Source organism: Streptomyces sp. NPDC051664, from assembly GCF_044453545.1.
Taxonomy (GTDB): Bacteria; Actinomycetota; Actinomycetes; order Streptomycetales; family Streptomycetaceae; genus Streptomyces.
The window spans coordinates 128,529-152,273 of record NZ_JBITCU010000013.1 but is presented as its reverse complement, the minus strand read 5'-3'; the positions used below and the strand labels follow the sequence as shown (position 1 = coordinate 152,273).

The 23,745-nt window shown below is 68.8% G+C and carries 14 protein-coding genes and 1 pseudogene; 2 read left to right on the top strand and 13 right to left on the bottom strand.

The genetic code is table 11. The features are described from left to right. Positions 1–45 precede the first annotated feature (45 nt). Complete coding sequence (locus tag ACIA8E_RS24330; RefSeq protein ID WP_399301427.1) at positions 46–1,131, bottom strand: ABC transporter substrate-binding protein; 1,086 nt, start codon at positions 1,129–1,131, stop codon at positions 46–48. A 520-nt stretch (positions 1,132–1,651) separates the two neighbouring features. Here ACIA8E_RS24330 and ACIA8E_RS24325 point away from each other — a divergent pair. Beyond that, the gene (locus ACIA8E_RS24325) at positions 1,652–3,961 is read left to right on the top strand and encodes a beta-L-arabinofuranosidase domain-containing protein (protein ID WP_399301426.1); all 2,310 of its coding nucleotides are present in this window, start codon (positions 1,652–1,654) and stop codon (positions 3,959–3,961) included. Between the two features lie 76 nt (positions 3,962–4,037). On the opposite strand, the gene ACIA8E_RS24320 is transcribed toward ACIA8E_RS24325, so the two are convergent. Together ACIA8E_RS24320 and ACIA8E_RS24315 are read right to left on the bottom strand one after the other, a co-directional pair. Next, positions 4,038–7,292: a LamG-like jellyroll fold domain-containing protein gene (locus ACIA8E_RS24320; protein ID WP_399301425.1), complete on the bottom strand. Its 3,255-nt coding sequence runs from the start codon at positions 7,290–7,292 to the stop codon at positions 4,038–4,040. 237 nt (positions 7,293–7,529) lie between these two features. Further along, positions 7,530–8,201: pseudogene (locus ACIA8E_RS24315) on the bottom strand (glycoside hydrolase domain-containing protein); the annotation flags it as partial. A 135-nt stretch (positions 8,202–8,336) separates the two neighbouring features. On the opposite strand from ACIA8E_RS24315, the gene ACIA8E_RS24310 reads away from it, so the two are divergent. After that, positions 8,337–8,957, top strand: coding sequence for a DinB family protein (locus tag ACIA8E_RS24310; protein ID WP_399301424.1), 621 nt, complete (start codon positions 8,337–8,339; stop codon positions 8,955–8,957). 72 nt (positions 8,958–9,029) lie between these two features. Here ACIA8E_RS24310 and ACIA8E_RS24305 read toward each other — a convergent pair whose 3' ends face one another. The 10 genes from ACIA8E_RS24305 to ACIA8E_RS24260 all read right to left on the bottom strand — a co-directional run bounded on the left by ACIA8E_RS24305 (position 9,030) and on the right by ACIA8E_RS24260 (position 23,591). Further along, on the bottom strand, positions 9,030–10,127 hold the full coding sequence (locus ACIA8E_RS24305) for an NADH:flavin oxidoreductase/NADH oxidase (protein ID WP_399301423.1): 1,098 nt from the start codon (positions 10,125–10,127) through the stop codon (positions 9,030–9,032). A 155-nt stretch (positions 10,128–10,282) separates the two neighbouring features. Next, a complete protein-coding gene (locus ACIA8E_RS24300; protein ID WP_399301422.1) occupies positions 10,283–10,663 on the bottom strand; it encodes a hypothetical protein in 381 nt (126 codons plus the stop codon). Positions 10,664–10,691: 28 nt separating this feature from the next. Further along, positions 10,692–13,874: a glycosyl hydrolase 115 family protein gene (locus ACIA8E_RS24295; RefSeq protein WP_399301421.1), complete on the bottom strand. Its 3,183-nt coding sequence runs from the start codon at positions 13,872–13,874 to the stop codon at positions 10,692–10,694. 96 nt (positions 13,875–13,970) lie between these two features. Further along, on the bottom strand, positions 13,971–15,506 hold the full coding sequence (locus tag ACIA8E_RS24290) for a sodium:solute symporter family protein (protein WP_399301420.1): 1,536 nt from the start codon (positions 15,504–15,506) through the stop codon (positions 13,971–13,973). Between the two features lie 61 nt (positions 15,507–15,567). Then, positions 15,568–16,836 carry a glucarate dehydratase family protein gene (locus ACIA8E_RS24285; RefSeq protein WP_399301419.1) on the bottom strand — a complete coding sequence of 423 codons (1,269 nt, stop codon included), beginning with the start codon at positions 16,834–16,836 and terminating at the stop codon, positions 15,568–15,570. Between the two features lie 37 nt (positions 16,837–16,873). Further along, on the bottom strand, positions 16,874–17,974 hold the full coding sequence (locus tag ACIA8E_RS24280; RefSeq protein WP_399301418.1) for an endo-1,4-beta-xylanase: 1,101 nt from the start codon (positions 17,972–17,974) through the stop codon (positions 16,874–16,876). Positions 17,975–18,070: 96 nt separating this feature from the next. After that, positions 18,071–20,461, bottom strand: a complete 2,391-nt coding sequence (locus ACIA8E_RS24275; protein WP_399301417.1) for a glycoside hydrolase family 3 N-terminal domain-containing protein — start codon at positions 20,459–20,461, stop codon at positions 18,071–18,073. A gap of 52 nt (positions 20,462–20,513) precedes the next feature. Next, positions 20,514–21,407, bottom strand: coding sequence for a carbohydrate ABC transporter permease (locus tag ACIA8E_RS24270; protein WP_399301416.1), 894 nt, complete (start codon positions 21,405–21,407; stop codon positions 20,514–20,516). Positions 21,408–21,411: 4 nt separating this feature from the next. Next, a complete protein-coding gene (locus tag ACIA8E_RS24265; RefSeq protein ID WP_399301415.1) occupies positions 21,412–22,341 on the bottom strand; it encodes a carbohydrate ABC transporter permease in 930 nt (309 codons plus the stop codon). Positions 22,342–22,343: 2 nt separating this feature from the next. Continuing rightward, the gene (locus ACIA8E_RS24260) at positions 22,344–23,591 is read right to left on the bottom strand and encodes an extracellular solute-binding protein (protein ID WP_399301414.1); all 1,248 of its coding nucleotides are present in this window, start codon (positions 23,589–23,591) and stop codon (positions 22,344–22,346) included. Positions 23,592–23,745 lie beyond the last annotated feature (154 nt).

The window sequence follows — 23,745 nt, the reverse complement described above, 5'->3', positions numbered from 1 at the left end:
ACGGCGGCGGTGAACCTGAGGAGTCGGTACGGGAGTCGGGACGGCTCAGAACGCGCCGCCGAGCGAGGCCTTGGCGTTGCTCTCGTCGTACGCGCGGTCGGAAATGATCACGTTCTCCGGGATCTCCTCGCCGCCGTAGAACTTCTGGGCGGTGGCGAAGGCCAGCGGACCGAAGCGCGGGTTCGACTCGATGACGGCGTTGTACTCGCCGTTGACCAGTGCCTGGACGGCGTTGCGGGTGCCGTCGACGGAGACGATCTTGACGTCCTTGCCGGGCTTCTTCCCGGCGGCCTTCAGTGCCGTGACGGCGCCGAGCCCCATCTCGTCGTTCTCCGCATAGACGGCGGTGATGTCGGGCTTGGACTGGATGAGCTGCTCCATGACCTGCTGCCCCTTGTCGCGGGCGAACTCACCGGTCTGCTGGGCGACGATCTCCATGCCGGGCGCCTTCGCCTTGATCTGGTCGACGAAGCCCTTGGTGCGGTCGGTGGTGACGTTGTTGCCCGACGCTCCGAGGAGGATGGCGATCTTGCCCTTGCCGCCGGTCGTCTTGATCATCGCGTCCGCGGCGCGCTTGCCCTGCTCCACGAAGTCGGAGCCGAGGAAGGCCACGTAGTCCTTGCAGGCGGTGGAGTTGACCTTGCGGTCGATGGTGAGGACGGGGACCTTCTTCGCCGCGGCCGCCTTGAGGGCCGGCTCCAGGCCGTCGGAGTTCAGCGGTGCGACGATGAGGAACTGGGCTCCCTGGGACAGCATGTCCTGGATGTCGCTGATCTGCTTGGAGAGCTGCGACTGCGCATTGGTGGTGAGCAGCTTCTTCACGCCGATCTTTGCGGCCTCGTCCTTGATGGACTGGGTCTCGGCGATACGGAACGGGTTGGCCTCCTTCTCCGACTGCGAGAAGCCGACCACCGCGTTCTTCAGGTCCAGCTTCGGCGCGCCATAGGTCTGCAGCGAGCAGCCGGAACCCGAAGCGGCCTCGGGGGTCTTGGCGGCCTGGGCTTCCTGGCTGCTGTCGCCGCCGGCGTTGTTCGAGGTCTCCGACTTGGAGCAGCCGGAGGCGGCCAGCGTGGCGGTGGCGGCGAGCAGGCAGGCCGCGGCGAGGGTACGGGTTCGACGCTGGATCATCATGCGCGGGGACGCTCCTTGGCGGGATGACGGCACACCGGCGGGCGTGCGGTCGGGGCATGGCTGGACGATGCATCAGCCACTCGGCGGCTGATGTCACTGCATTCCTCACGGCCCCGCTTCGAGCTGCACGGACTGCTGCTTCCAGCTGCGGTCGTGAGAGCCTGCGCGGCCTGTCGGCGGCTCGGTTTACAACGTTATATAGGCGGTGCGGCACAGGCGGCAAGAGCGTTGTCGATGCGTTTCCAAAATGTGTCGGCGCCGCACGCCCGCGACTGCCCAAGACCGGCCCGTGGAGGGCCAATCGATGGCGCGACACCTCTGGACAGCCTCCGAACGGCGTGCTGTCATACGGCCGAACGCCAAATTTCCAACGTTGCAAGGCCGTTGACGTCCGAGCCACGCCCGGCGCGACGGCAGTTCTTGTCATGAGGGGAAACGGCGGCCGGTCCCGGACCGGCTCGTCACGGCCGCACCACGCGTCCCCTTGCCCGCACAGCCGGCAGAACAGGAGCTCTCCCGCATGCCCCTGAACCGCAGACAGCTCATGACCAGCGCACTGGCCACCGCGGCCGCCACGACCGCGACCGGCCGCTGGGCCACGACCGCGACCGCCGCCGAGAACCGGGCGGATGCCGCCCACGGAGGCCACTACTCCCCCAACGCCGCTCCTCTGCATCCGACGGCATTCCTGAAGCTGCCGCCGGGCCGGATCACTGCGCGCGGCTGGCTGGCCGGTCAACTCCGGCTCCAGCTAAACGGGTTGTGCGGCCGCTACGAGGAGTTCTCGCACTTCCTCGACTTCACCGCCACCGGCTGGGTCCGCCCCGAGCTGGGCGGCTGGGAGGAGGTCCCGTACTGGCTGCGCGGGTACACCGATCTCGCGATCGTCACCGGGGATGCCACGGCCCTGGCATCGGTACGCCGCTGGTTCGACGCGATCCTCACCACGCAGCAGCCCGACGGCTTCTTCGGTCCCAAGGCGCTGCGTACCTCGCTGAACGGCGGCCCGGACTTCTGGCCGTTCCTCCCGCTTGTCCAGGCGCTTCGCTCATGGCAGGAGTACAGCGGGGACAGCCGCATCATCCCGTTCCTCAGCAGGTTCTTCCGCTACATGAACGCCCAGGGGCCGGGCGCGTTCAACACGAGTTGGATCGCACTTCGTTGGGGCGACGGCCTGGACAGTGTGTTCTGGCTCTTCAACCGCACCGGAGACTCGTTCCTGCTCGACCTGGCCGACAAGATCCATACCAACGGGGCGGACTGGGGCGACAATCTGGTCAACCTGCACAACGTCAACATCGCGCAGGGCTTCCGCGAGCCCGCCCAGTACGCGCTGCGCAGCGGTTCGTCCGACGACACCCGGGCCACGTACGGGACGTACGGCAAGGTCATGGACCGGTACGGGCAGTTCCCCGGCGGCGGCTTCGCCGGCGACGAGAACGCGCGCCCCGGCCACCGCGATCCACGGCAGGGGTTCGAGACCTGCGGCATCGTGGAGTTCATGGCCAGCCATCAGCTGCTGACCAGGATCACGGGCGACCCGCTCTGGGCCGACCGCTGCGAGGAGCTGGCCTTCAACTCGCTGCCCGCGTCGCTGGATCCGTCGGGACGGGCGATCCACTACATCACCAGCGCGAACAGCGTCGATCTGGACGACGTCCCCAAGAGCGGGCGGCAGTTCCAGAACGGCTTCGCCATGCAGGCGTATCTTCCGGGCGTCGATCAGTACCGCTGCTGCCCGCACAACTACGGCATGGGGTGGCCCTACTTTCTCGAGGAGCTCTGGCTCGCCACCCCGGACGGGGGCCTGGCCGCCGCCATGTACGCCGCGTGCGAGGTCACGGCAAAGGTCGCCGACGGCACGGAGGTCACCGTCACCGAGGAGACCGGCTATCCCTTCACGGACACGGTCTCGCTGACCGTGAGGACGCCGAAGCACCTGCGCTTCCCACTGGTGCTGAGGGTTCCCGCCTGGTGCTCCGAGCCCGAGATCACGGTCAACGGGCGTCGCGTCGACGCACCGGCGGGCCCGGCCTACACCCGTATCGAGCGGAACTGGTCCGACGGGGACAAGGTCACCCTGCGCTTCCCCCAGCGCACCACCGTGCGCACCTGGGCGGACAACCACGGCGCGGTGAGCGTCGACCGCGGGCCGCTCACATACTCGCTCCGCATCGGGGAGGAGTACCGGCGCATCGGCGGCACCGAGCAGTTCCCGGAGTACGAGGTGCACGCCACCGGCGCCTGGAACTACGGGCTCGTACTGGACAAGCAGCGGCCGACCGCATCATTGCGGCACCGCTCCACCGGCCGCTCGCCCGGCGACAACCCCTTCACCCTCGAAGGCACGCCGCTCACCATGACCGCACGCGCGCGCCGTATCCCCGAATGGACCGCGGACGGCGAGCATGTCGTGGCACCGCTCCAGGACAGCCCCGCGCTGAGCACCGAGCCGGTGGAGGAGGTCACACTCGTCCCGATGGGGGCGGCCCGGCTGCGCATCACAGCGTTCCCGACGGCTGAACCCGACGCTTCCCGGTGGCTGTCCGACGGCTGGTTCCGGATCCGCAATCTGCACTCGGGCAAGGTCCTCGGCGTCGACAACATGTCCACCGCCGACAGCGCCCACGTCGTCCAGTTCAGCGACAACGGCACCGACGACCACCTCTGGCAACTCGTCCCCAACGGCGACGACTGGTACCGCATCCGCAACCGCAACTCCGGCAAGGTCCTCGGCGTCGACAACATGTCCACCGCCGACAGCGCCCACGTCGTCCAATTCGGCGACAACGGCACCGACGACCACCTCTGGCAACTGCTGGCGCCGTGATCTGACGGACCGCTCCGGACAGAGGCCGGCCCGGCAGCGACGGTGTTCCGTCGCTGCCGGGCCGGCCTGTGTCGTGCTACGGCTGCTCGCTGTCGTGGAGTGCGCTCACCTCGTCGGCGGTGAGAGCCCTGTCGAACACGCTCACCTGGTCGATGGAGCCGTTCCAGAAGTCGCCCTTCTCCGCCGCGTACTGGGCACGCCCCACGGAGAGCGGTCCGGTGCTGACGTCGGCGGGACCGGCCGCGGCGGTCGACACGAGTTTCCCGTCGAGGTAGAGCTTCACCTCGTCACCGTCGCGCACACCCACGAGGTGGTACCAGGTGCCGAGTTCCGGCTTCATCTCCAGCCGCGCCCGGTTGCCGCCCGGCGTGCTGAACGCGAAGGCGCCCTGCCCGTACTGGAGGTAGAACGGATTCTCGGTCCGCCTGCCGTCCTGGCTCACGGCGGTCGCGTAGTTGCCCGGGAGCGAGTCCAGCGACACCCATGCCGAGACCGTGTAGTTCCCGGTGGTGTCGACGGCGGGACCACTGGTCTGGGCGTACTGTCCCTGACCGTTGAACTTCAGCGCGGAACCGTGCACACCAGGCGTCCAGGACGTGCCCTCGCTCAGCGTGAGGCTGCTGTGGTTGGGGCCGAGGTCGGCGGAGGTCGCGCCCTTGCCCTCGTCGAGCGGCCAGTCGGCGCCGCCCTTCACCTCGTCGCGGTGTCCGGCGGCCGCGCCGGCGGCGATGACCTGCTGGTTGATCTGCCGTACCTTCTTCGGGTCGACCTTGATCTCGCGCCGGTCGTAGGTCCAGAGTCCGTTCAGCTCGTTCTCCAGGTCGCTGACCTGGGTGTAGACCGAGCCGGACAGCTCGGCGTTGGCCGCCGCGAGATAGTACGTGCGGGTGTTGTCGACGTACTTGGCCGTCAGGGCGTCCTTGTCCGCCACACCGCTGTAGATCGCGGCGGGCGCCCCCGGCCACATGTGTCCGGGGGTACGGAGTGTGAAGCCGCCGTGCTCACCGTCCATCGCGGCACGGTCGTCCGGGAACGGCGCCTCGCGGTTGAGGTAGTCGTGGTGGTCGATGATGTCGCCCTTGCCCGAGTCGCCCTTCGAGGAGCAGCAGTTGACACCGCTGTGGGCGTTGACGACTCGGGACGGGTCGGCCGCCTTGACCGACTCGGCGATCTTCCCGGTCTCGGTGCGGTCCCACTCGCCCCAGCCCTCGTTGAAGACGATCCAGCCACCGATCGACGGCGAGTTGTGGAGCTGCTGCATCATCTGCTTGCCCTGGGAGAGGAAGGCCTGCTGCCCCTTCTCACCGGTGATGTCGCTGGAGACGAAGTCCTGCCAGACCAGCAGGCCGAGCTGGTCGGCGTGGTAGTACCAGCGGGCGGACTCCACCTTGATGTGCTTGCGCACGGCGTTGAAGCCGAGGTCCTTCTGTGCCTTGAGGTCGAAGGTGAGCGCGGCGTCGCTGGGCTGCGTGTAGAGACCGTCGGGCCAGAATCCCTGGTCCAGCATGGCGAGCGAGTAGAACGGCTTCCCGTTGAGAACGAGCTTCTGGTAGCCGCCCACCTTGGCGATCCCGATGGAGCGCATCCCGAAGTAGCTGTCGACGGTGTCCTTGGAACGGCCGTCCGTCAGGGTGACGTCGAGGTCGTAGAGGTACGGGTCGTCGGGGGTCCAGAGATGCTGCTTGCTGACGGGCAGGCTCAGCGGGGTGTTGGCCCGGCCGCTGACCGTACCGACGACCCGGCCCTTCGTGTCGCGGGCGACCGCCGTGACGCGGGCGCCGGACGAAGCGGCGGCGGAGTTGACGGTCAGGGCGAGGGTGCTCTTGTCGATGTCCGGCGTCGTGGTCAGCGAGTCCACGGAGGCCGCGGCGACCGGCTCCATCCACACCGTCTGCCAGATTCCGGAGGACGCGGTGTAGACGATGCCGCCCGGGTTGCCGGACTGCTTCCCCTTCGGCTGGTCGGGGCCGGTGGTGTCGGTGGCGGCGACGACGATCTCCTGCGGGCCGCTGCCCTTGATCGCGTCGGTGATGTCGGCGCTGAAGGAGGTGTAGCCACCGGTGTGTTCGGCGACCTTCGTGCCGTTGACCCAGACCACCGACCGGTAGTCGACGGCGCCGAAGTTGAGCTTCAGCCGCTTGCCGTCCTTGCCCTTGCCGACGGACCAGCTCTTGGGAACGGTCACGAGCTTGCGGTAGAACATGTGGTCTTCATGGCGTTCGAGTCCGGAGAGCTGCGACTCGACCGGGAACGGCACGGTGATGCGCTCGCCGAGCTTCTTGCCGAAGACCGGCTGCTCGTCGGCGGTGGCGCCGGCGAACTCCCACGGGCCGTTGAGGTTCTTCCACCGGTCACGCACCTGCTGCGGGCGGGGGTACTCGGGCAGCGGATGGTTGCGGTCGAGCTTGTCTCCCCAGGTCGTGGTCAGCCGGTGCGTGGAGAGGTTCTTCGCCGTGCGGCTGATCTGGGGAACCGTCTCGCCGCCGGACTGGAGCCCGCCCTTCCCGTCGTACGCCACCCGGACCTGCTGGCCCTTCTGGACGGGCGCGGTCAGGTCGACGATCACGGCGTGGGAGTTGTTGGACGCCTTGACCACGGACTTCACCGGCATGGGCGAGGTGTCGGCCTCGATGGCAAGGTGGTCCTGCACGGAGCCGAGGTTCTTGACCTCGTCCTCGAAGGTCGCCTGCAGGCGCTGTCCGTCCTCCGCAATGCTCAGCGCGACCGGGTAGACCTCGAAGTCGGCCGGCGGCGTGAAGGCCGACTCGGGCACGATCTGCTTCTTGAGCTTCGCGCTGGACCAGCGCAGGAACATGTTGGCGCCGCCGGTGTCCTGGAACATCTCCAGGCGGAACTGGTGCGGCTCGCCCGCAGTGAGGGCAACCGGCTTACTGGTCTGCTCGTTGTCCCAGTCCGGCAGCCAGTGGTCGATGACAACGTTTCCGTCGATGGAGAGCCTGAAGCCGTTGTCGCCGCTGGCGGCGAAGGTGTAGTCACCCGTCTCGGGAGCTGTGATGCTGCCGGTCCAGCGGGCTGTGGTGTTCTCCGTCCTGCCCGTAGTGGACTCGAACGCCCCGGTCAGACCGGGAAAATTGATCTCCGGGTCGAGTGCGACCCCGCCGAGCTCGGCGAAGTCGCGGGCGCCCGGGGCGGACATCCGGAAGTACTCGCCCTTCAGCCCGTGCACATCGGCGGTCGGGTCGTCGTCGGCGAAGGCCTTCGCGGTGGCGGTCGATGCGGCGCTCGCGGGGACGGTGGCAGCAGGGGCGGCCGCAGCGGCAGGGACCAGAGTGGCCCCGAGGGGAACCAGCAGCGCGGCCGTACAGGCCATCGATCTGAACAGGACTCGGGGGCGGGGCAGTTGTCGTCTCAAGGCGTCGTCCTCGTCGAGAGCTGAAGTGCCTCGCACACAACGAGGCACGCACACAATCGAACATTGAGCCACAACGTCAAACGCATAACAACGGTCGTGCACAGAGAATTTTCAACGATAGAAAACGGTGACCGGCACCCCGGCGAGCAGGCCGTGCGACCCGCTCGCTTGGATCCGGAACCGATCGGTATGCCCCTACCGCGGCAGTCCGGAAGTTGCCGTGCCCCAGCTGGAGTTGGGTGCTTCAGCCAACCGGAAGGCGAGGGTGCCGCCACGGGTGACCAGGCTCGCGTCCGTCCAGGACCGGGCGCTGCTGCGCCCGTCGACCCGAACCGCGTCGACGTACGGATGGCCGGCATCGGCGTCCGGGGCACCGATCGTGATGTCCCTGCCGTGTGCGCGGTCGATCAGCGCGTCGGGGAAGAGCAGGGCGCCCAGCAGCATCGTGGCGCTGCCCGGCGTCTGCGGGTACAGCCCGAGCGCCGAGAAGACGTACCACGCGGACATGGTCCCCAGATCGTCATTGCCGGGCAGGCCGCCGGGGCCCGTACCGTACACGGCGTCGAGGATCTGATGGACCGTCGCCTGCGTCTTCCACGGCTGCCCCCGGGCGTTGTGGAGCCAAGGGGCGTGGATGCCGGGCTCGTGGGTCGGGTCGTAGCGCAGCGCGTCACCGCCCTTCACCGACCAGGATCCGTCGGCCTTGTGGAAGAAGGCGTCGAGCCGCTCAGCGGCCCGGTCCCGGCCGCCCATGGCCTCGACCAGGCCCTGGACGTCCTGCGGAACCATCCAGGTGTACGTGGCGCCGGTGCCTTGCGCGAAGCCGAGGTCGCTCCCGGGGTCGAACGGGGTCACCCACGAACCGTCGGCTACCGCCGAGGAGAGCCGCCGATCGTCAAAGAAATGGAGCGCGGTGTCGAACCGGCTGTGACAGGGTCCGGACGAGGGTGTGCCCCCGAGAGGGTGTCCGCACAGTCCGACAAGCCACTCCAGGAGCGTCCGATGGCGACACCACCACGCCTGATCCCTCTGCTGCAGCAGTTCGACTTCGCGCGGGGGCGCCTCGCCGACCGTATGACCGGCCCCCTCGTGGACAGCGGCAACGGCACGGACGTCGAGGTCCCGTCGATGACCGACGAGGAGTACCTCTGGGAGCCGGTGCCGGGCTGCTGGTCGGTCCGGCGGCGCGCGGCGGGACCCGGGCCCGGAGCGACCGTTCTCGTCGGCGCGGGTGACTGGGGCCGCGACTCGGCGCAGCCGCCGCACCCCACGCCGCCGCCGTTCACCACCCTGGCGTGGCGGCTGAGTCACCTGAGCGAGTTGCTTGCCCTCCGCGCCGACCACACGAACGGCAGCCACACCCTGACGCGGGACGACTTCGTGGTCACCGGGGACGTCGCCGGGGCGATCGCGGCCTTCGAATCCGCCGCCACCGCTTGGCGGGAGGCGCTGCTCGGCGCCGACGACGCGGCGCTCGACACCGTGGGGCACAGTACGTACCCGTATGGCAGCGACCCGGAGGATCCGTTCATCGATACGGTCTGGTGGGTCAATCAGGAACTGCTGCACCATGGGGCCGAGATCGCCCTGATCCGCGACCTGTTCCGCGCGCGGCGGGGCTGACGCCGAGCCCTGCGTCGCGGCCGGCCGCAACGTACCGGGCCCCCGTCGGATGTCCGGCGGGGGCTCGTGGTGTCAGACGGCTCGAAGGTACTGGGCGGGCTTGTGGACATCGCCGCCCAGTTCGCGCGCCGCGTGCTGCGCCCACGACGGGCTCCGCAGCAGCTCCCGCCCGAGGAGCACGGCGTCGGCCTGCCCGTCGGCCACGATCTTCTCCGCCTGCTGCGGCTCGGTGATCAGTCCCACGGCCGCGACGGGCAGCGAGGTCTCCTCGCGCACCCGGGCGGCGAAGGGGACCTGGTATCCGGGGCCCGTCGTGATGCGGGCGTTCGGAGCATTGCCGCCGCTGGAGACGTCCAGCAGGTCGACGCCGTGGGCCCGCAGCTCCTTGGCCAGCCGTACCGTCTCGTCGACGGTCCAGCCCTCACGGTCGTCCTCGTCGTTCTCGGTGAGCCAGTCCGTGGCCGAGATCCGGAAGAATACGGGCAGGTCCTCGGGCCATACCTCGCGCACGGCGTCGACGACCTGCAGGGCGAACCGGACGCGGTTGTCGAAGCTGCCGCCGTACTCGTCCGTGCGCCGGTTGCTGTGCGGGGAGAGGAACTGTCCGACGAGATAGCCGTGGGCCCCGTGCACCTCGGCGACCTCGAAGCCCGCCTCGAGCGCCCGGCGAGCGGCTTCGCGGAACTGGTCGACGACGCCGTGGATCTCGTCCACGGTCAGCTCGTGCGGAACGGGATGACCCTCGTCGAACGGGAGCGGGCTGGGGGCGACGGGCTGCCAGCCGTGCTCGTCCGGTCCCACGGGCCCTCCGCCCAGCCAGGGGGCCGCTGTCGATGCTTTGCGCCCGGCATGGGCGAGCTGGATGCCGACGGCGGAGCCCTGGCTCTTGATGAAGTCGGTGATCCGCCGGAGGGCGGCCACCTGGGTGTCGTTCCAGATACCGAGGTCGGCGGGGCTGATCCGGCCTTCCGGGCTGACGGCCGTCGCCTCGGTGAGAATGAGGCCGGTCCCGCCGGCGGCGCGCGCCACGAGGTGGGCGAAGTGCCAGTCGGTCGCGACGCCTGCATTCGGCCCCACCGCTTCCGCGCTGTACTGACACATGGGCGCCATCCACACCCGGTTGGGTATGACAAGCGACCTCAAGGTGCAGGGCTCGAACAGGACACTCACGGCGGACTCCGTTTCGCCGGGACGACAGGATCGCTAGTACGATACCTCCCGTACTACGACGCCCGTCAAATTACGATGGTTCCCGTACAACGCGAGAGTGCGGACGAGGCCCTCCCCGACTCCGGGAAGGGCCTCGTCCGCGAGCCGTTCGCGACTCAGGCGCGGCGCCGCAGCGTGATCTCCACGTCCGCGTCGTAGCCCTGGGTCCAGCTGCGCCCGGCGCCCGACTTCCAGGTGACGTAGGCGGTGGCCCCGTCGACCCTGACGGCTTCCACCGTCATGGCCCGGTCGCCGTCCCGTACGTCACCGCGGCGCAGCTCCTGCGCCGTGACGGTGACGGGCTCGGCCGACTGCGCGCTCTCCACCTCGTCCGCCGCACGGGTAAGAGCCGCAGCCAGTTCCCGGGACCGGGCAGGGGTGCAGATCAGTGAGAGCTCCCCCGAGGGACCCGCCACCCGGACCTCGACCCCCGCCCCAACGGGGGTCACGCCCAGGATGGCACCGTGTCCGTCGGCGTCCTCGATCTCACTCTTCATCGCTCTGTCCCCTTGCCCGTCCCATGGCTCACTTCAGCCGGAGGCTCTCCTGCGGGCCCAGGTAGCTGGGCTTGAGGCCGCCGGTGTCGACCACCAGGTTCTGCAGCACCACCGTCGGGTCGACCATCCAGAATTTCAGCACATGCACACCGGCTCGGCCGATGTGGTGCACCGTGCTGGTGCGGTTGACGTTGTCGGAGGTGTTGCGCGCCCACTGGACGTTCATGGTGCCGTCGTCGGATCCCGTCACCGCCGTGACGTTCACACTCTGCGGCGCGTCGTCGTCGAAGGAGACGGCGTACGTGAGGCCGTCGGACGCCAGCGCGTTGTTGCGGGGCGACAGGTACGCATGCACGGTGACCGGCCCGGTCGTGAACAGGCTGACCTTGTACTCCAGCCGCGGGCTGCTGCCGCCGGGGGTCTGGCGGGCGGAGGTGACCGGGAAGGGTTCCATACCGGCGCCGGTACGGCCGATGCCCGGGATACGCGTCCAGGTGATCCCGTTGCTGCCCACGGACCGGGAGTAGTGGTCCGCCTCGATGGAGACGTACCCGTTGGCCTCGACGAACCCTTCGAGCTGCGAGCGCCGCTCCTTGGGGTGGTCGATCACGGCGCGGACCACGACCTCGCGGCCGTCCGGACCGCTGACCGTGATCGGCACCTCCGTGACACCCTTGGGAGCCCGCGACCAGTCGACGCGGAAGGTGATCCGGTCCTGCTTGTAGACCCGCCCCCTGACCCGGTCGGCGACGAGCCAGGAAGCCCCTGTCCGGACCCGGTAGTCGAACGGGGCGGCGCCCCGGTTGAACACCTCGATGTACTGCGCGGCCTGGCTCTGGTACGGGCTGAAGGCCGGCAGCACGGCCGGGGAGCTCTCCTCGGGCCACCACTTGTCCGAGCCGTCGACGGCCACGCCCATCTCGGCGCCGGCCGGGAGGTCGATGCGCTTGACCGCGGGGAACAGCACGTCCTTGAGGGCGACGTTGTTGAGTTCGGGCTGCTGCCAGGGGGCGTTCGGCCCGTAGCGGGCCACATCGCCGTAGTCGATGTGCGGCTGGGTCTGGAACCCCTGCCACTTCCCGTCGGCGACCTTCGTGTTGAAGCGGTCCGACAACGCCAGGTCGTCGGCGAGTCGGGCCTCGGCGGCGGCCGCCAGATCGTTGGTGAGAGCCCGGCCCTGCGCCGCATAGTGCAGGTTCTTGAACTCGGCCTCACGCAGGGCGTACAGGTTGGCGGTGGCCTGCACCTCGTAGCCGACCAGCTCGTACCAGGCGTCCTGGACGGAGGCGGGGAGCTTGCGGCCGATCCGTTCGGCGTCGGCCCCGAGCTGCTGCCACTCCTCGGTGACGCGCTCCAGCTCGCGGTAGTCGGTGAGGCTGAACGGGCTGGCCTGGTCGTCGTTGCTGATCGCCGACGCGTCCTTGGCGGGGTCCTTGGCCGGGTCGAGGGTGATCTTCCGGTTGAGCAGCTCGGGCTTGCGCCGGGACTGCAGCTGCGCATATGTGCGGAGCACCTCGGCGATGTCCTCGGCCTGCTGCTCGCCGAAGTTCTGCCGGGCGTACTGCTCCTCCCACTCCGGCAGCCGGTCAAGGGTCCAGCGGTCGGGGTTCCAGGCGTACTCCAGGAAGAACTGCGTGGGCAGTTCGTTGCCCTTGAAGTCACCGACGTTGGTGATCCAGAGGCCGTGGTTCCCGTAGGCGACGGACTGGTGGAGCTGGTCCCACATGTTCGGCAGCGAGGTGGTGTCCACCCACTTGTAGTTGCGGCCCGCCCCGACGTAGTCGAAGTGGTAGTAGAGGCCGTAACCGCCTTCGCGGGCATCGCTCTTGAGGTCGGGGACCTTGCGGATGTTGGCCCAGTTGTCGTCGGTGAGGACGACGGTGACGTCGTCCGGCACCCGCAGACCGCGGTCCCAGTACCGCTGGACCTCCTTGTAGAGCGTCCACACCTGCGGAATCGTGGTGACGTCCTTGCCGGAGACCTCGGCCAGGATCTGCCGCTGGGTGGCGATGATCTCGGTCATCAGCTCGATGCCGTCGCCGTCGGGCAGGCTGACGTCGCCGTTACCGCGCATGCCGAGGGTGACGACGCCCTCGAAGTCCTCGTCCTTCATCCGGCGTATGCCCTCGGACCAGTACGCCTTGAGCGCTTCGGCGTTGTGGCGGAAGGACCACTCGCCGGTGCCGCCGTAGGGGTCGTGACCAGGCGTGGTGATGTTGCCCGCACTGTCGCGCACAGCTGCGACGGCGTGCCGGTTCCACTCCTCGATGCCGCGCATCATGGGCGCCTCGTGCGAGGTGCCCATGACGACTCCGTACGCCTTCGCGGTGGCGTGGTTCTGCGGGTCGTCCTCGGCGAACGCGCGTCCCCAGACAGCCGGCCAGAGGTAGTTGGCCTTGAGCCGCAGCATGACTTCGAAGATCTTGGCGTAGAAGTCGGCGTTGAAGCCGTTCTCGAAGCCGGGCGCCTTGCCGGGGCCGAAGAACGCCGGAGCCCAGGTGCCGAGCGCCGGGTTCTCGTCGTTGATGAAGAATCCGCGGTACTTCACGGCCGGGGTGCCCTGGGTGTGGCGGCCGGGCAGGACGTAGAGCCCGTCCCGGTGCACGGGGGTGACGTCGTCCCACCAGTACCAGGGCGATACGCCGATTCCGCGGGAGACGTCGTACGTACCGTAGATCGTGCCGCGCTGGTCGCTGCCCGCGATCACGAAGGCACGGTCGACGCCGGGCAGCGGCTTCTCGACGATGGTCTGGAGACTGGTCTCCCACTTGCCCTTGATGCCGGAGACGTTGAGCTTGCCGGCGGCGATCAGTCCGTCGATCAGCGGGCTGCGCCCGATGGTTCCGACGATGACGATCTCGCGGCCCTTCGGGGTCGCACCGCGCGAGAGGACCGGGCGGACGCCGGTGACGCGCTCGATGTCGGCCTGGAGGTCACCGGCCACCCGGACGACGCCGGCGTAGTCCCGGTCGCTGACCAGGATCGGGGCCGCCGTGCCCGCTCTGAAGAGCGGGAAGCTGCCGGAGCGGGGCGTGAAGGAGATGTACGCGCCGGGGTCGGTCGGAAGTCCGGCCGCGCCCGGCGCGGCGGCCAAGGCCTCCGACGAGAGACCGAGCAGCGATCCGAGAGGTGTTGCCGTCAGGGCGGTGAGCCCCAGTCCGAGCCCCAGAATCGATCTGCGGCTCGCGTGTTGCGGGAAGTGCTTGTCCATACTGCTCTCCCTGATTTGTTCACACTCATGACAAATAGGACGGATGTATGCCCTGCCGATTTACCGAGGGCGGCGGGTCGGGATTCGGACGCCCCGTCAGTCGCTCGCGGCCGGCACCGCGGTCTGCGGTGCCTCGGCAGCCACGAGCTCGCCCTCGCCGTCGGAGCCGGGGGAAACCGCGGCCACGATCGCGTCGGCCGTGGCGTCGGGCTCGGGGCTGAGCAGGCCGACCACCACGTACACCACCAGAGAGGTCACCAGCGGGGTCGCGATGATGGCGGTCTGGTCCGCGCTCCCCAGTACGAACTTCACCAGGACGTAGCCCAGCAGCCCGAGCGCCCACGAGGACAGCGCGGCGCGCGGACCGCACTTGCGGAAGGCGGGCAGCAGACCGAGCAGCATCGGGATGGAGATGGGGCCCATCACGGCCGCGACCAGGCCGACGATGATGCCGAGCACACCGCCGAAGTGATCGGCCTCGATGGCGACGAGCATGCTGACGGTGATGAACACGACCGTGCACACACGGGCGATGAACAGTCCGGTGGCCGCCGGGAGGTCCTTGGCGCGGCGCACGACCGCCGGGATGATGTCGCGGGTGACGACCGCGGAGACCGCGTTGGCGTCCGACGAGGCCATGGCCATCGTGTGCGAGAACATTCCGGCGAGCGTCAGACCCACCAGTCCGGCCGGCAGGTACGACTCCGCCATCAGCGCGTAGACCTTCTGCGGTTCGGTGATGTCCGGCAGGAGGACGGCCGCGGCGACGGGCGGGAACAGCAGGACCGCCGGCCAGATCACGTACAGCACCGCGGAGAGCCCGGCCGAACGGCGGGCGGCCTGCGGGGTGTCCGTGGCCATGTAGCGCTGGGCCAGGTTCCACATGCCGCCGTTGTACTCGAAGAGCTTCACGACGACGTACGCACCGAGGAAGGTGGCGGTGTAGGGGTCGACCAGCGGGTGGCCGTGTCCGTCGGGCAGCTTGTGCCAGATCGTGCCCAGTCCGGATATGCCGTCGCCCAGACGGTCCAGCACCACCCAGACCATGGCGAGCGCCGCGATGCCCTGGATGACGAACTGGCCGAAGTCGGTGAGTGCATCGGCCCAGAGCCCGCCGACGGTGCAGTAGAGCAGGGTGACGACGCCGGTGATCAGGATGCCGGCCGTCATCGACATGCCGGTGAACACATTGAGCAGGATGGCGACGGACGCCCACTTTGCGGCCACGTCGAACACCTTGAGCAGGGCGCCGCTCCAGGCGAGCGCCTGCTGGGTGGGCACGTTGTAGCGCTTGGCGAGATATTCGAGCGGCGAGGCGACCGCGTACCGCTGCCGCAGCCGGTTCCAGCGCGGCGCGAACAGCCAGGCACCCACACCGGTGGCCAGCGCGAGCGGCAGGAACGCCCAGATGTAGACGGTGATGCCGACGCTGTATGCGATGGCCGCGTAGGCGACGAACACGGCGGCGCTATAACCGGACATGTGGTGGGAGATGCCGGAGAGCCACCAGGGCATCCGGCCGCCACCGGTGAAGTAGTCACTGACATCACCGACGCGTCGGTGCGACCAGAGGCCGATCAGCAGCATCACCAGGAAATAGCCGCCGAGGGCGACCCAGTCGAGGAAAGCCATGAATGCTCCTTGAAATGCTGTGGAACGCGCGGGGAGTGCGGCGGCCGTCGGCCGCCGCGGCTCACCAGCGCGGAGTCTTCTTCTCGTAGTGGGGATCGATCCGCTGCATGTACCCGGTGTCGTCACGGTTGCGCAGACCGCAGGTGAGGTACTGCTCGTGCAGGCGGGCGAGCGCGTCCCGGTCGAGTGCGACGCCGAGGCCCGGCCCCTTCGGGACCCGCACGGCGCCGTCGGTGAACTGCAGCACACCCGGTTCCACGACTTCCTCGGTCTTCCACGGCCAGTGGGTGTCACAGGCGTAGGTGAGGTTCGGCGTGGCGGCCGCCAGGTGGGTCATCGCAGCCAGACTGATCCCCAGATGCGAGTTGGAGTGCATGGACAGGCCCATGGAGAAGTTGTCGCAGATGCCCGAGAGCAGCTTGGAACGGTGCAGGCCGCCCCAGTAGTGGTGGTCGGAGAGCACCACCTGGACCGACCCCTGCTCGACCGCGGGCGCCAGATGCTCGAACGCGACGACGCACATGTTGGTGGCCAGCGGGATCGGGGTCTGCCTGGCCACCTGCGCCATGCCGTCCAGATCGGGGGTCGGGTCCTCCAGGTACTCGAGGACCCCCTCCAGGCGGCGGGCCACCTCGACCGATGTCTCCACGCTCCATGCCGCGTTGGGGTCGAGCCGCAGCGGTACGTCGGGGAAGGCCTCGCGCAGCGCGAGGACCGCCTCGACCTCCTCCGCGGGCGGCCGGACACCGCCCTTGAGCTTGATCGCGGTGAAGCCGTACTCGGAGATCATCCGGCGCGCCTGGGCGACGATGGCCTCCGGATCCAGTGCCGCGCCCCAGTCGTCCGGCTCCTGTCCCGGGTGCGCGGCCCACTTGTAGAAGAGGTACGCGCTGAACGGCACGGATTCCCGCACCGCCCCTCCGAGCAGGTCGCTGACCGGGCGACCGGCAGCCTTGCCCTGGAGGTCCAGGCAGGCCACCTCGAACGGGGAGAACACCCGGTCCACGGCGCTGCTCGTGGTGATCATTCCGGTCAGTCCGGAGCCACCGACTCCGCTGTCTCCGGAGAGGACTTCGGCGACCTTGCGGTGCATGGCACCGAGCGCGTACACGTCCATTCCGACGACGGCGTCCGCGACGGCCCGCAGCCGGCTCAGATGCCCTTCGTCGGCATAGGTCTCGCCGAGGCCGACGAGGCCCTCGCCGGTGTCCACCTCGACGATCGCGCGCAGGGCGTACGGTTCGTGCACGCCGACCGCGTTGAGCAGGGCCGGGTCCCGGAAGGCGACCGGGGTTATCTTCACTGCATGGATCCGGAGGCCGTCCGTCACTGTGCTGCCTCCTCGGTGCTGTTGATCATGTGCGCTCTCAGTCCCTGCCTGCGGCCAGCGTGAGGTCGTCGCTCATCGCGTTGTACGCGGCCTTGGCCTTGTAGTTCTCGTCGAGGACGTTCGCAGCGCCCTCGCCCGTGAAGACGCCGGGAACCCAGGAGTACTTGTCGGTGAAGCCCCACACCGTGAAGTCGGTGCAGTGCTCGGTGAGCAGGCAGCCGCGCAGCAGTACGTCGTAGGCCTCCGCCTGCGCCTCCACCTCGGTGTTGTCGGCGGGCATCGGGATGCGGACGTCGGCCTCGGTGATCGCGGTCTCCAGACCGAGGTCGTCGAAGCGCTTCATGTTGGTGGCGATGTCGTGCGGGGCGTTGTACTGGACGTCCAGGTGTCCCTGGATGCCGACGCCGTGAACCGGCACGTGCTCCTTGCGGAGCTGTGCGACGAGGTTGTAGAGGGCGGTGCTCTTCGCGTTGACGCTCTCGATGTTGTAGTCGTTGATGAAGAGCGTGGCCTTGGGGTCGGCCTGGTGCGCCCATCGGAAGGCGTCGGCGATGTAGCCGGGGCCGAGCTTCTGCAGCCAGATGCTGTCACGCATGGTGCCGTCGTCGTTGAAGGCCTCGTTGACGACGTCCCACTGCCAGATCTTGCCCTTGAAGTGGGTCACCTCGTCGGTGATGTGCTTGTGCAGGATCTCCCGCAGCTCATCGGCCGTGAAGTCGCCGTTGTTCAGCCAGGCGGGCAACTGGCTGTGCCAGACCAGGGTGTGGCCCCGGACCAGCTGGCCGTTCTCCTTGGCGAAGTCCACCAGCTCGTCCGCGGGGGCCCAGTTGTACGTGCCGCGCTGCGGCTCGACGGCCTCCCACTTCATGACGTTCTCCGGGGTGACGGAGGAGAACTCGCCCGCGGCCTTGGCCCGGTAGGTGGCGTCGGAGGCAAGTGCCGACATGTCGACCGCGGTTCCGATCCGCACGTTGGCACGCTTGCCCAGAGCGCCGAGGGTGTTGGCCGCGGCGTCACTCTTCGGCTTGGTGTGGTGGGCGGCGTGCTCGGGGGTCGCGCTGGCGGCGACGGTGAACGTGGAGACCAGCAGGGCTGCGGCGGCGGTGCCGACGACGGCAGCCTGAGTTGCCTTGCGCATGACATGTCCCTTCGATGGAATGTACCGCGTCGAAAGTTTCGGGATCCTCCCCGCAGCTGTAGCGGGGAGGCCCGGGCCCTCAAGTAACAGGCAGATTCAGATCAGTTCGATCGACGTGTCGCAGACGAGCCGGCGCCGGTGATCGACCGTGCGCTCGGGACCGGTGAGCCGCAGCTTCACGGTCTGCTTGACGTCGTCGGCCGCGCTGGATGTCGCGAGCCGCAGTTCGAGATCGCCGGGTTCGACGATCCGTCGGCCGCCGATGCCGGTGAAGGACACCAGATCGGCATGGAAGTGGAACCGCACGCGGCGGGCCTGCCCGGCGGCGAGCTGCACCCGGGCGTACCCGATCAGCCGTGACTCCGGGCGAGTGGTCTGGGCGACCGGGTCGTGCGCATAGAGCTGCACCACCTCGGCGCCTTCGCGGTCCCCGCTGTTGCGGACGGTGAGTTCGATGTCGGCGGAGCCGTCGGTGGGTAGCTCGGCCGGGGCAGCGGCGCCGGCCTCCCACTCGAACGAGGTGTACGACAGACCGTGTCCGAAGGGGTAGAGCGGCGTCGGGTCCAGGTTGCTGACCCCGCTCGCCAGCCCCAGCGGCGGTTGCAGATACGTCCACGGCTGGCCGCCCGGGCCGTGCGGGACACCGACCGGCAGCCGGCCGGAGGGGTTGACCCGGCCGGAGAGCACACCAGCCAGTGCCGGACCGCCCTCCTCGCCGGGGAAGAACGCCTGCACGGTGGCAGCCGTCCGGTCCGCCCAGCGGCCGAGCGCATACGGACGGCCCGTCAGCAGCACCAGGATCACCGGGGTTCCGGTGGCCAGCAGTGCGTCGAGCAGCTCGCCCTGGACACCGGGCAGGGCGAGGTCGGCGGCGTCGCAGCCCTCACCGGAGGTGCCGCGGCCGAACAGCCCGGCCCGGTCGCCGAGCACGGCGACGCACACATCACTGTGGCGGGCGAGTTCGGCCGCCGCCTCGATGCCGGAGGTGTCCGTGCCGTCCACGTCGCAGCCGGCCGCCGAGCCGATGTCCGCGCCGGGGAACTCCCCCCGCAGCGCTTCGAGGACGGTCGGAATGTCGATCCCCATCGGCACCTCGGGGTGCGAGACCCCGACGTGGCTGGGGAAGGAGTAGCAACCGAGCATGGCCAGCGCGTCGTCGGCGCGCGGCCCGACGACCGCGATCCGGCCGTCGCCGCGCAACGGCAGCGCATCGCCGGGGTTGGCGAGCAGCACGACTGCCTGCTCGGCCAGCTGCCGGGCGAGTGCCCGGTTCTCCGGCGGGTCGAGGTCCACCGTGGCACGCGCCTGCTCGGGGTCGGCCCCGATCAGCGCGGCCGGCAGCGGCGACCATTCCGGGTCGAGGAGTCCGAGTTCGCACTTCTGCAGCAGGACCCGGTTCAGCGCCCGGTCGACCAGTTCCTCGGCCACGGAGCCGTTCCGTACGGCAGCGACGAGCTCATCGCCGTAACTGCGGACGGTGGGCAGTTCCACGTCGACCCCGGCACTCAGCGCGAGGCGGGCGGCATCGCCGCGGTCCGCGGCGACCTTGTGCAGTGTCTCCAGGAAGCCGATGCCGAAGTAGTCGGCGACGACGGTGCCGTCGAACCCCCAGGTGTCCCTGAGCAGTTCGGTGAGCAGCGCCGGGTCGGCCGCCGCGGGGACACCGTCGATCTCGGCGTACGAGTGCATCACCGAGCGGGCGCCCCCCTCCCGCAGTGCCATCTCGAAGGGCGGGAGGATGACGTCGGCCATCTCGCGCGCACCTGCCCGGACCGGAGAGAGGTTGCGGGCGCCCGCCGAGGCGGCGTATCCGGCGAAGTGCTTGAGAGTGGCGACGATCCCGGCGGATTCCAGGCCGCGGACATACGCGGTGCCGATGGTGGCGACCAGGTACGGGTCCTCCCCGATGGTCTCCTCCACCCGGCCCCAGCGCAGATCGCGCACCACGTCGAGGACCGGTGCGAGTCCCTGGTGGATCCCCACCGACCGCATGTCGCGGCCGATCCGGTGGGCCATCTCCGTGATCAGAACCGGGTTCCAGGCGGCTCCCCAGGACAGCGGGACGGGGTAGGCGGTGGCGCCCCAGGCGGTGAAGCCTGCGAGGCACTCCTCGTGGGCGAGCGCCGGGATGCCGAACCGGCCGGTCTCCACGATCCGCTCCTGGGCGCGGGCCAGTGAGACGGCCCCGACGCCGGGGTCCACCGGGGCGGTGCCGAACGGCCTGGTCAGCTGGCCGAGGCCGCGAGTGGTGAGCTCGTCCCAGTCGACCGGGTCGACCATGTCGTTCTGGTGCGGTGCGACCCCGTCGCCGTCGGCGTCGGCGCCCACCCAGACTCCGTACAGCTGCGCGGCCTTCTCCTCGAGCGTCATCCGGGCGACGAGGTCGGCCACCCGTGTCTCGGGGGTGAGTGAAGGGTCGCGCCACGGCCCGTCGACGGCGCTGGGCCGGGCGGCCCGGTGGGCATGCGGGACAGGGGGGATTGCCATGGGGGCAGGGGTTCCTCTCAAGAGTGCGGTAGTGCGGGGCGGCGTGGGTGTGTTACTTGCCGCCCACCCCCATCAGTCCGTTGATCAGCGCCTTCCGTGCCACGAGGTACACGGCGAAGATGGGTACGACGGAGAGGACGATCGCGGCCAGAACGGCGGGGATGTTGACTCCGAACTGGGTCATGAAGTTGAAGAGACCGAGGGTCAGTACCCGGTTCTCCTCCGACTGCGTCAGGATCAGCGGGAAGAGGAAGCCGTTCCACGCCTGGAGCGCCGTGTAGATCGCCACCGTGCTGATGCCGGCCTTGGACATGGGGATCGCCAGCTGCCACAGCATCCGCAGGGGCGAGGCGCCGTCGAGCGCCATCGCCTCGTACATCTCCTCGGAGACATCGCGCATGGTGCCGCTGAGCACCAGGACCGCCACCGGCATCGCGAAAGCGGCGGTCGGCAGGATGATCGCGGGCAGCGTGTCGTAGAGCCCCATCTTGCCGATGAGCAGATACAGCGGCACGATCACCGCCTGCGCCGGGATCGCCACGCCGAGCAGGAAGGTCCGGAAGGCGAGCGAGGAGAGCCGGCTGCGGGTGCGCACCGCCACGTAGGCGACGGGCACCGCGAGCAGCAGCACGATGGCCACGGTGGACGCGGCGACGATCGCCGTGTTGGCCAGCATCGTGGAGAAGCCGCTGTGCAGCACGGTGTTGTAGTTGTCGAGCGTCGGGTGCGTGGGGAAGGCCAGCGGGTCCCCGTTGAGCGCCTCGTCCTGGTGCATCAGCGACGAGGAGATCAGCGTGTAGAGCGGTACGACCACGATGATGAGCCAGACCAGCGAGCCCAGTCCGGCCAGTGGGTTGCCCCAGCTCCTGCGGCGGCGGGCGGCGGCCCCACGGCGTCGGATCGCGGGCGACATGGCCGACGCCTCGGGGCGGGTGTCGATTGACATCTCGTCACATACCTTCCCGGGTGGACCGCATGTTCCCGAAGCCGCTGAAGCGGACCAGGATCAGCGACAGGGCGGTGGCCACCACGACCAGGGCCGTGGCGATCGCCGCGGCATAGCCGAGGTCGTAGGTCTGGAAACCGGTCCGGTACATCAGGTACGGCAGGACCGTGGTGTCCGTGCCGGGACCGCCCTTGGTCATGATCAGCACGGTGTCGAAGTACGTCAGCGAGCCGACGATCATCAGAACCGACGAGGTCGTGATGGTGTGGCGCAGCTGCGGCAGCGTGATGTGGAAGAACTGCCGGAACATGCCGGCACCGTCCATCTCGGCCGCCTGGTACAGCACCTCGGGTATCTGCCGGGCGCCGCCCTGGTAGATCAGGGTGTGGAACGGCATGAACTGCCAGCCGCCGACGAACGCCACAGTGAGCAGGGCGCCGGTGGAGGATCCCATGATGTTCGGGTCGATCCCGAACCAGGGCCCGATCTCCTTGATCACGCCGAAGTTGGGGTCCAGCAGGGCGTGGAAGAGCATGGCGATGGCGGTGGTGGAGAGCAGCAGCGGGACGAAGAAGACCGCGGAAAGCACGGCCCTGCTGCGCTGCCGGCCCGCCGCCCAGACACCGAGGAGCAGTGCCACGGGGGTCTGGAAGGCCCAGCTGACGGTGGTCAGCAGAAGGCTCAGCCAGGCGGCCTGGCGGAATTCCGGGTCCTTGAACAGCCGGGTCCAGTTGTCCAGGCCTGCCGGGGTCGGGGAGTTCAGCCCGTCCCACCGGCAGAAGGAGAGATAGACGGCGATCGCCAGCGGGACGATCGCGAAGACGGCGAAGAAGAGGATGCCGGGCAGCGCCCAGCTGACCGGAGGACGGCCGACGTTGCCGACGGCCGTCTTCCTGCCCCCACGCGTCTTCACGTGCGGAGTGTGGTGGGACATGCTTAGTTGACGGCCTTCATCGCTGCGACGAACTGCTCAGGGGTGGACTTGCCGGCGAACAGCTTGCTGATCTCGGTGAGCAGCGGGGTGGCGTACTGGGCCTCCAGCGCCTGGTCCCACGAGAGCGTGAAGCTGGGCGCCTTCTGGACCAGGCTGTACTGGTCGTTGGCGAACTGCGGGTTGGGCGACGTGGTCAGCATCGAGGCCGCGTTGGCGGTGGTGGGGATGTCGCCGTTGTCGACCAGGGCCTTGGCGTACTCCTGCGAGGCCATCGTCTTCAGGAAGGCGATCGCGGCGTCCTTGTGCTTGGTGCGCGCGTTGATCGACCAGTAGTTGGTCGGGTTGCCGACCACGTCCGCGGCGTCGCCGACGCCGCCGGCCACGGTCGGGAAGGCGGTCCAGCCGAGGTCCTTCTCGGCGAACTTCGGCGCCTTGCCCAGCTGGGTCGAGTACTCCCACGAGCCCATGAGGTGCATGGCGGCCTTGCCCTTGTTGAGGAGCGTGGGCGCGCCACCGTTGCCGTAGTCGACGGAGTTGAAGTTCTTGCCGAACGCACCCTGGTCGACGAGCTCCTTGACGGTCTGGGCCGCCTTCAGCACCGCCGGGTCGCCCCAGCCGGAGGTGTCGCCGTTCTGGATCTTCTGGAAGACCTCGGGTCCGCCGATCCGGTCGAGCAGGTACTCCATCCACATCAGCTCGGGCCACTTGTCGGCGCCACCGAGAGCGAAGGGCGTGATCCCCTTGGCCTTGAAGGTGGTGATGGCGTTCTGCAGGTCGTCCCAGGTCTTGGGGGCCTCGAGCTTGTTCTCGGCGAAGAGCGACTTGTTGTAGAAGAGCATCACGGGCTGCATGCCGCGCATCGGCACCCCGTAGATCTTCCCGTCGAGGCCGCCGGCCGTCATGATCGACGGAAGGAATCCGTCCTTGAGCTCAGGGGTGCTGTTGACCGTCGACGTGAGGTCGACCAGCTGCTTCGCGTCGACGTACGGCTTGATCGAGCCGCCGCCCCAGTTGAAGAAGACGTCCGGGGCACTGGGCGAGCCCATCGCGCTGCGGAGCTTGTTCACGTAGTCGGTGCCGGGCACCGACACCAGCTTGACCTTGACCTTCGAGGTCTTGTTGAACTTCGTGACCGCGGCCTGCTGAACCTTGACCGCGTCATCGCCGTAGACGTATGCGGTAATGGTTCCACCGTCGCTACCGCTGCCCCCGCTCGTACCGCAACCCGCCAGCAGACCGGCCATTACCATGGCCGCACCCGCTGCGGTCCATCTCGCCGTACGTGTGCCCTGAGTAAAAATGCCCGACCGCATGACCGCACCTCTGTCGAATGTTTCGGGGTGTCTTTCGAATGTTGCCGGAACCGTACGGGCGTGTTTCGGGCACGTCAAGAGGTTGAGGGAA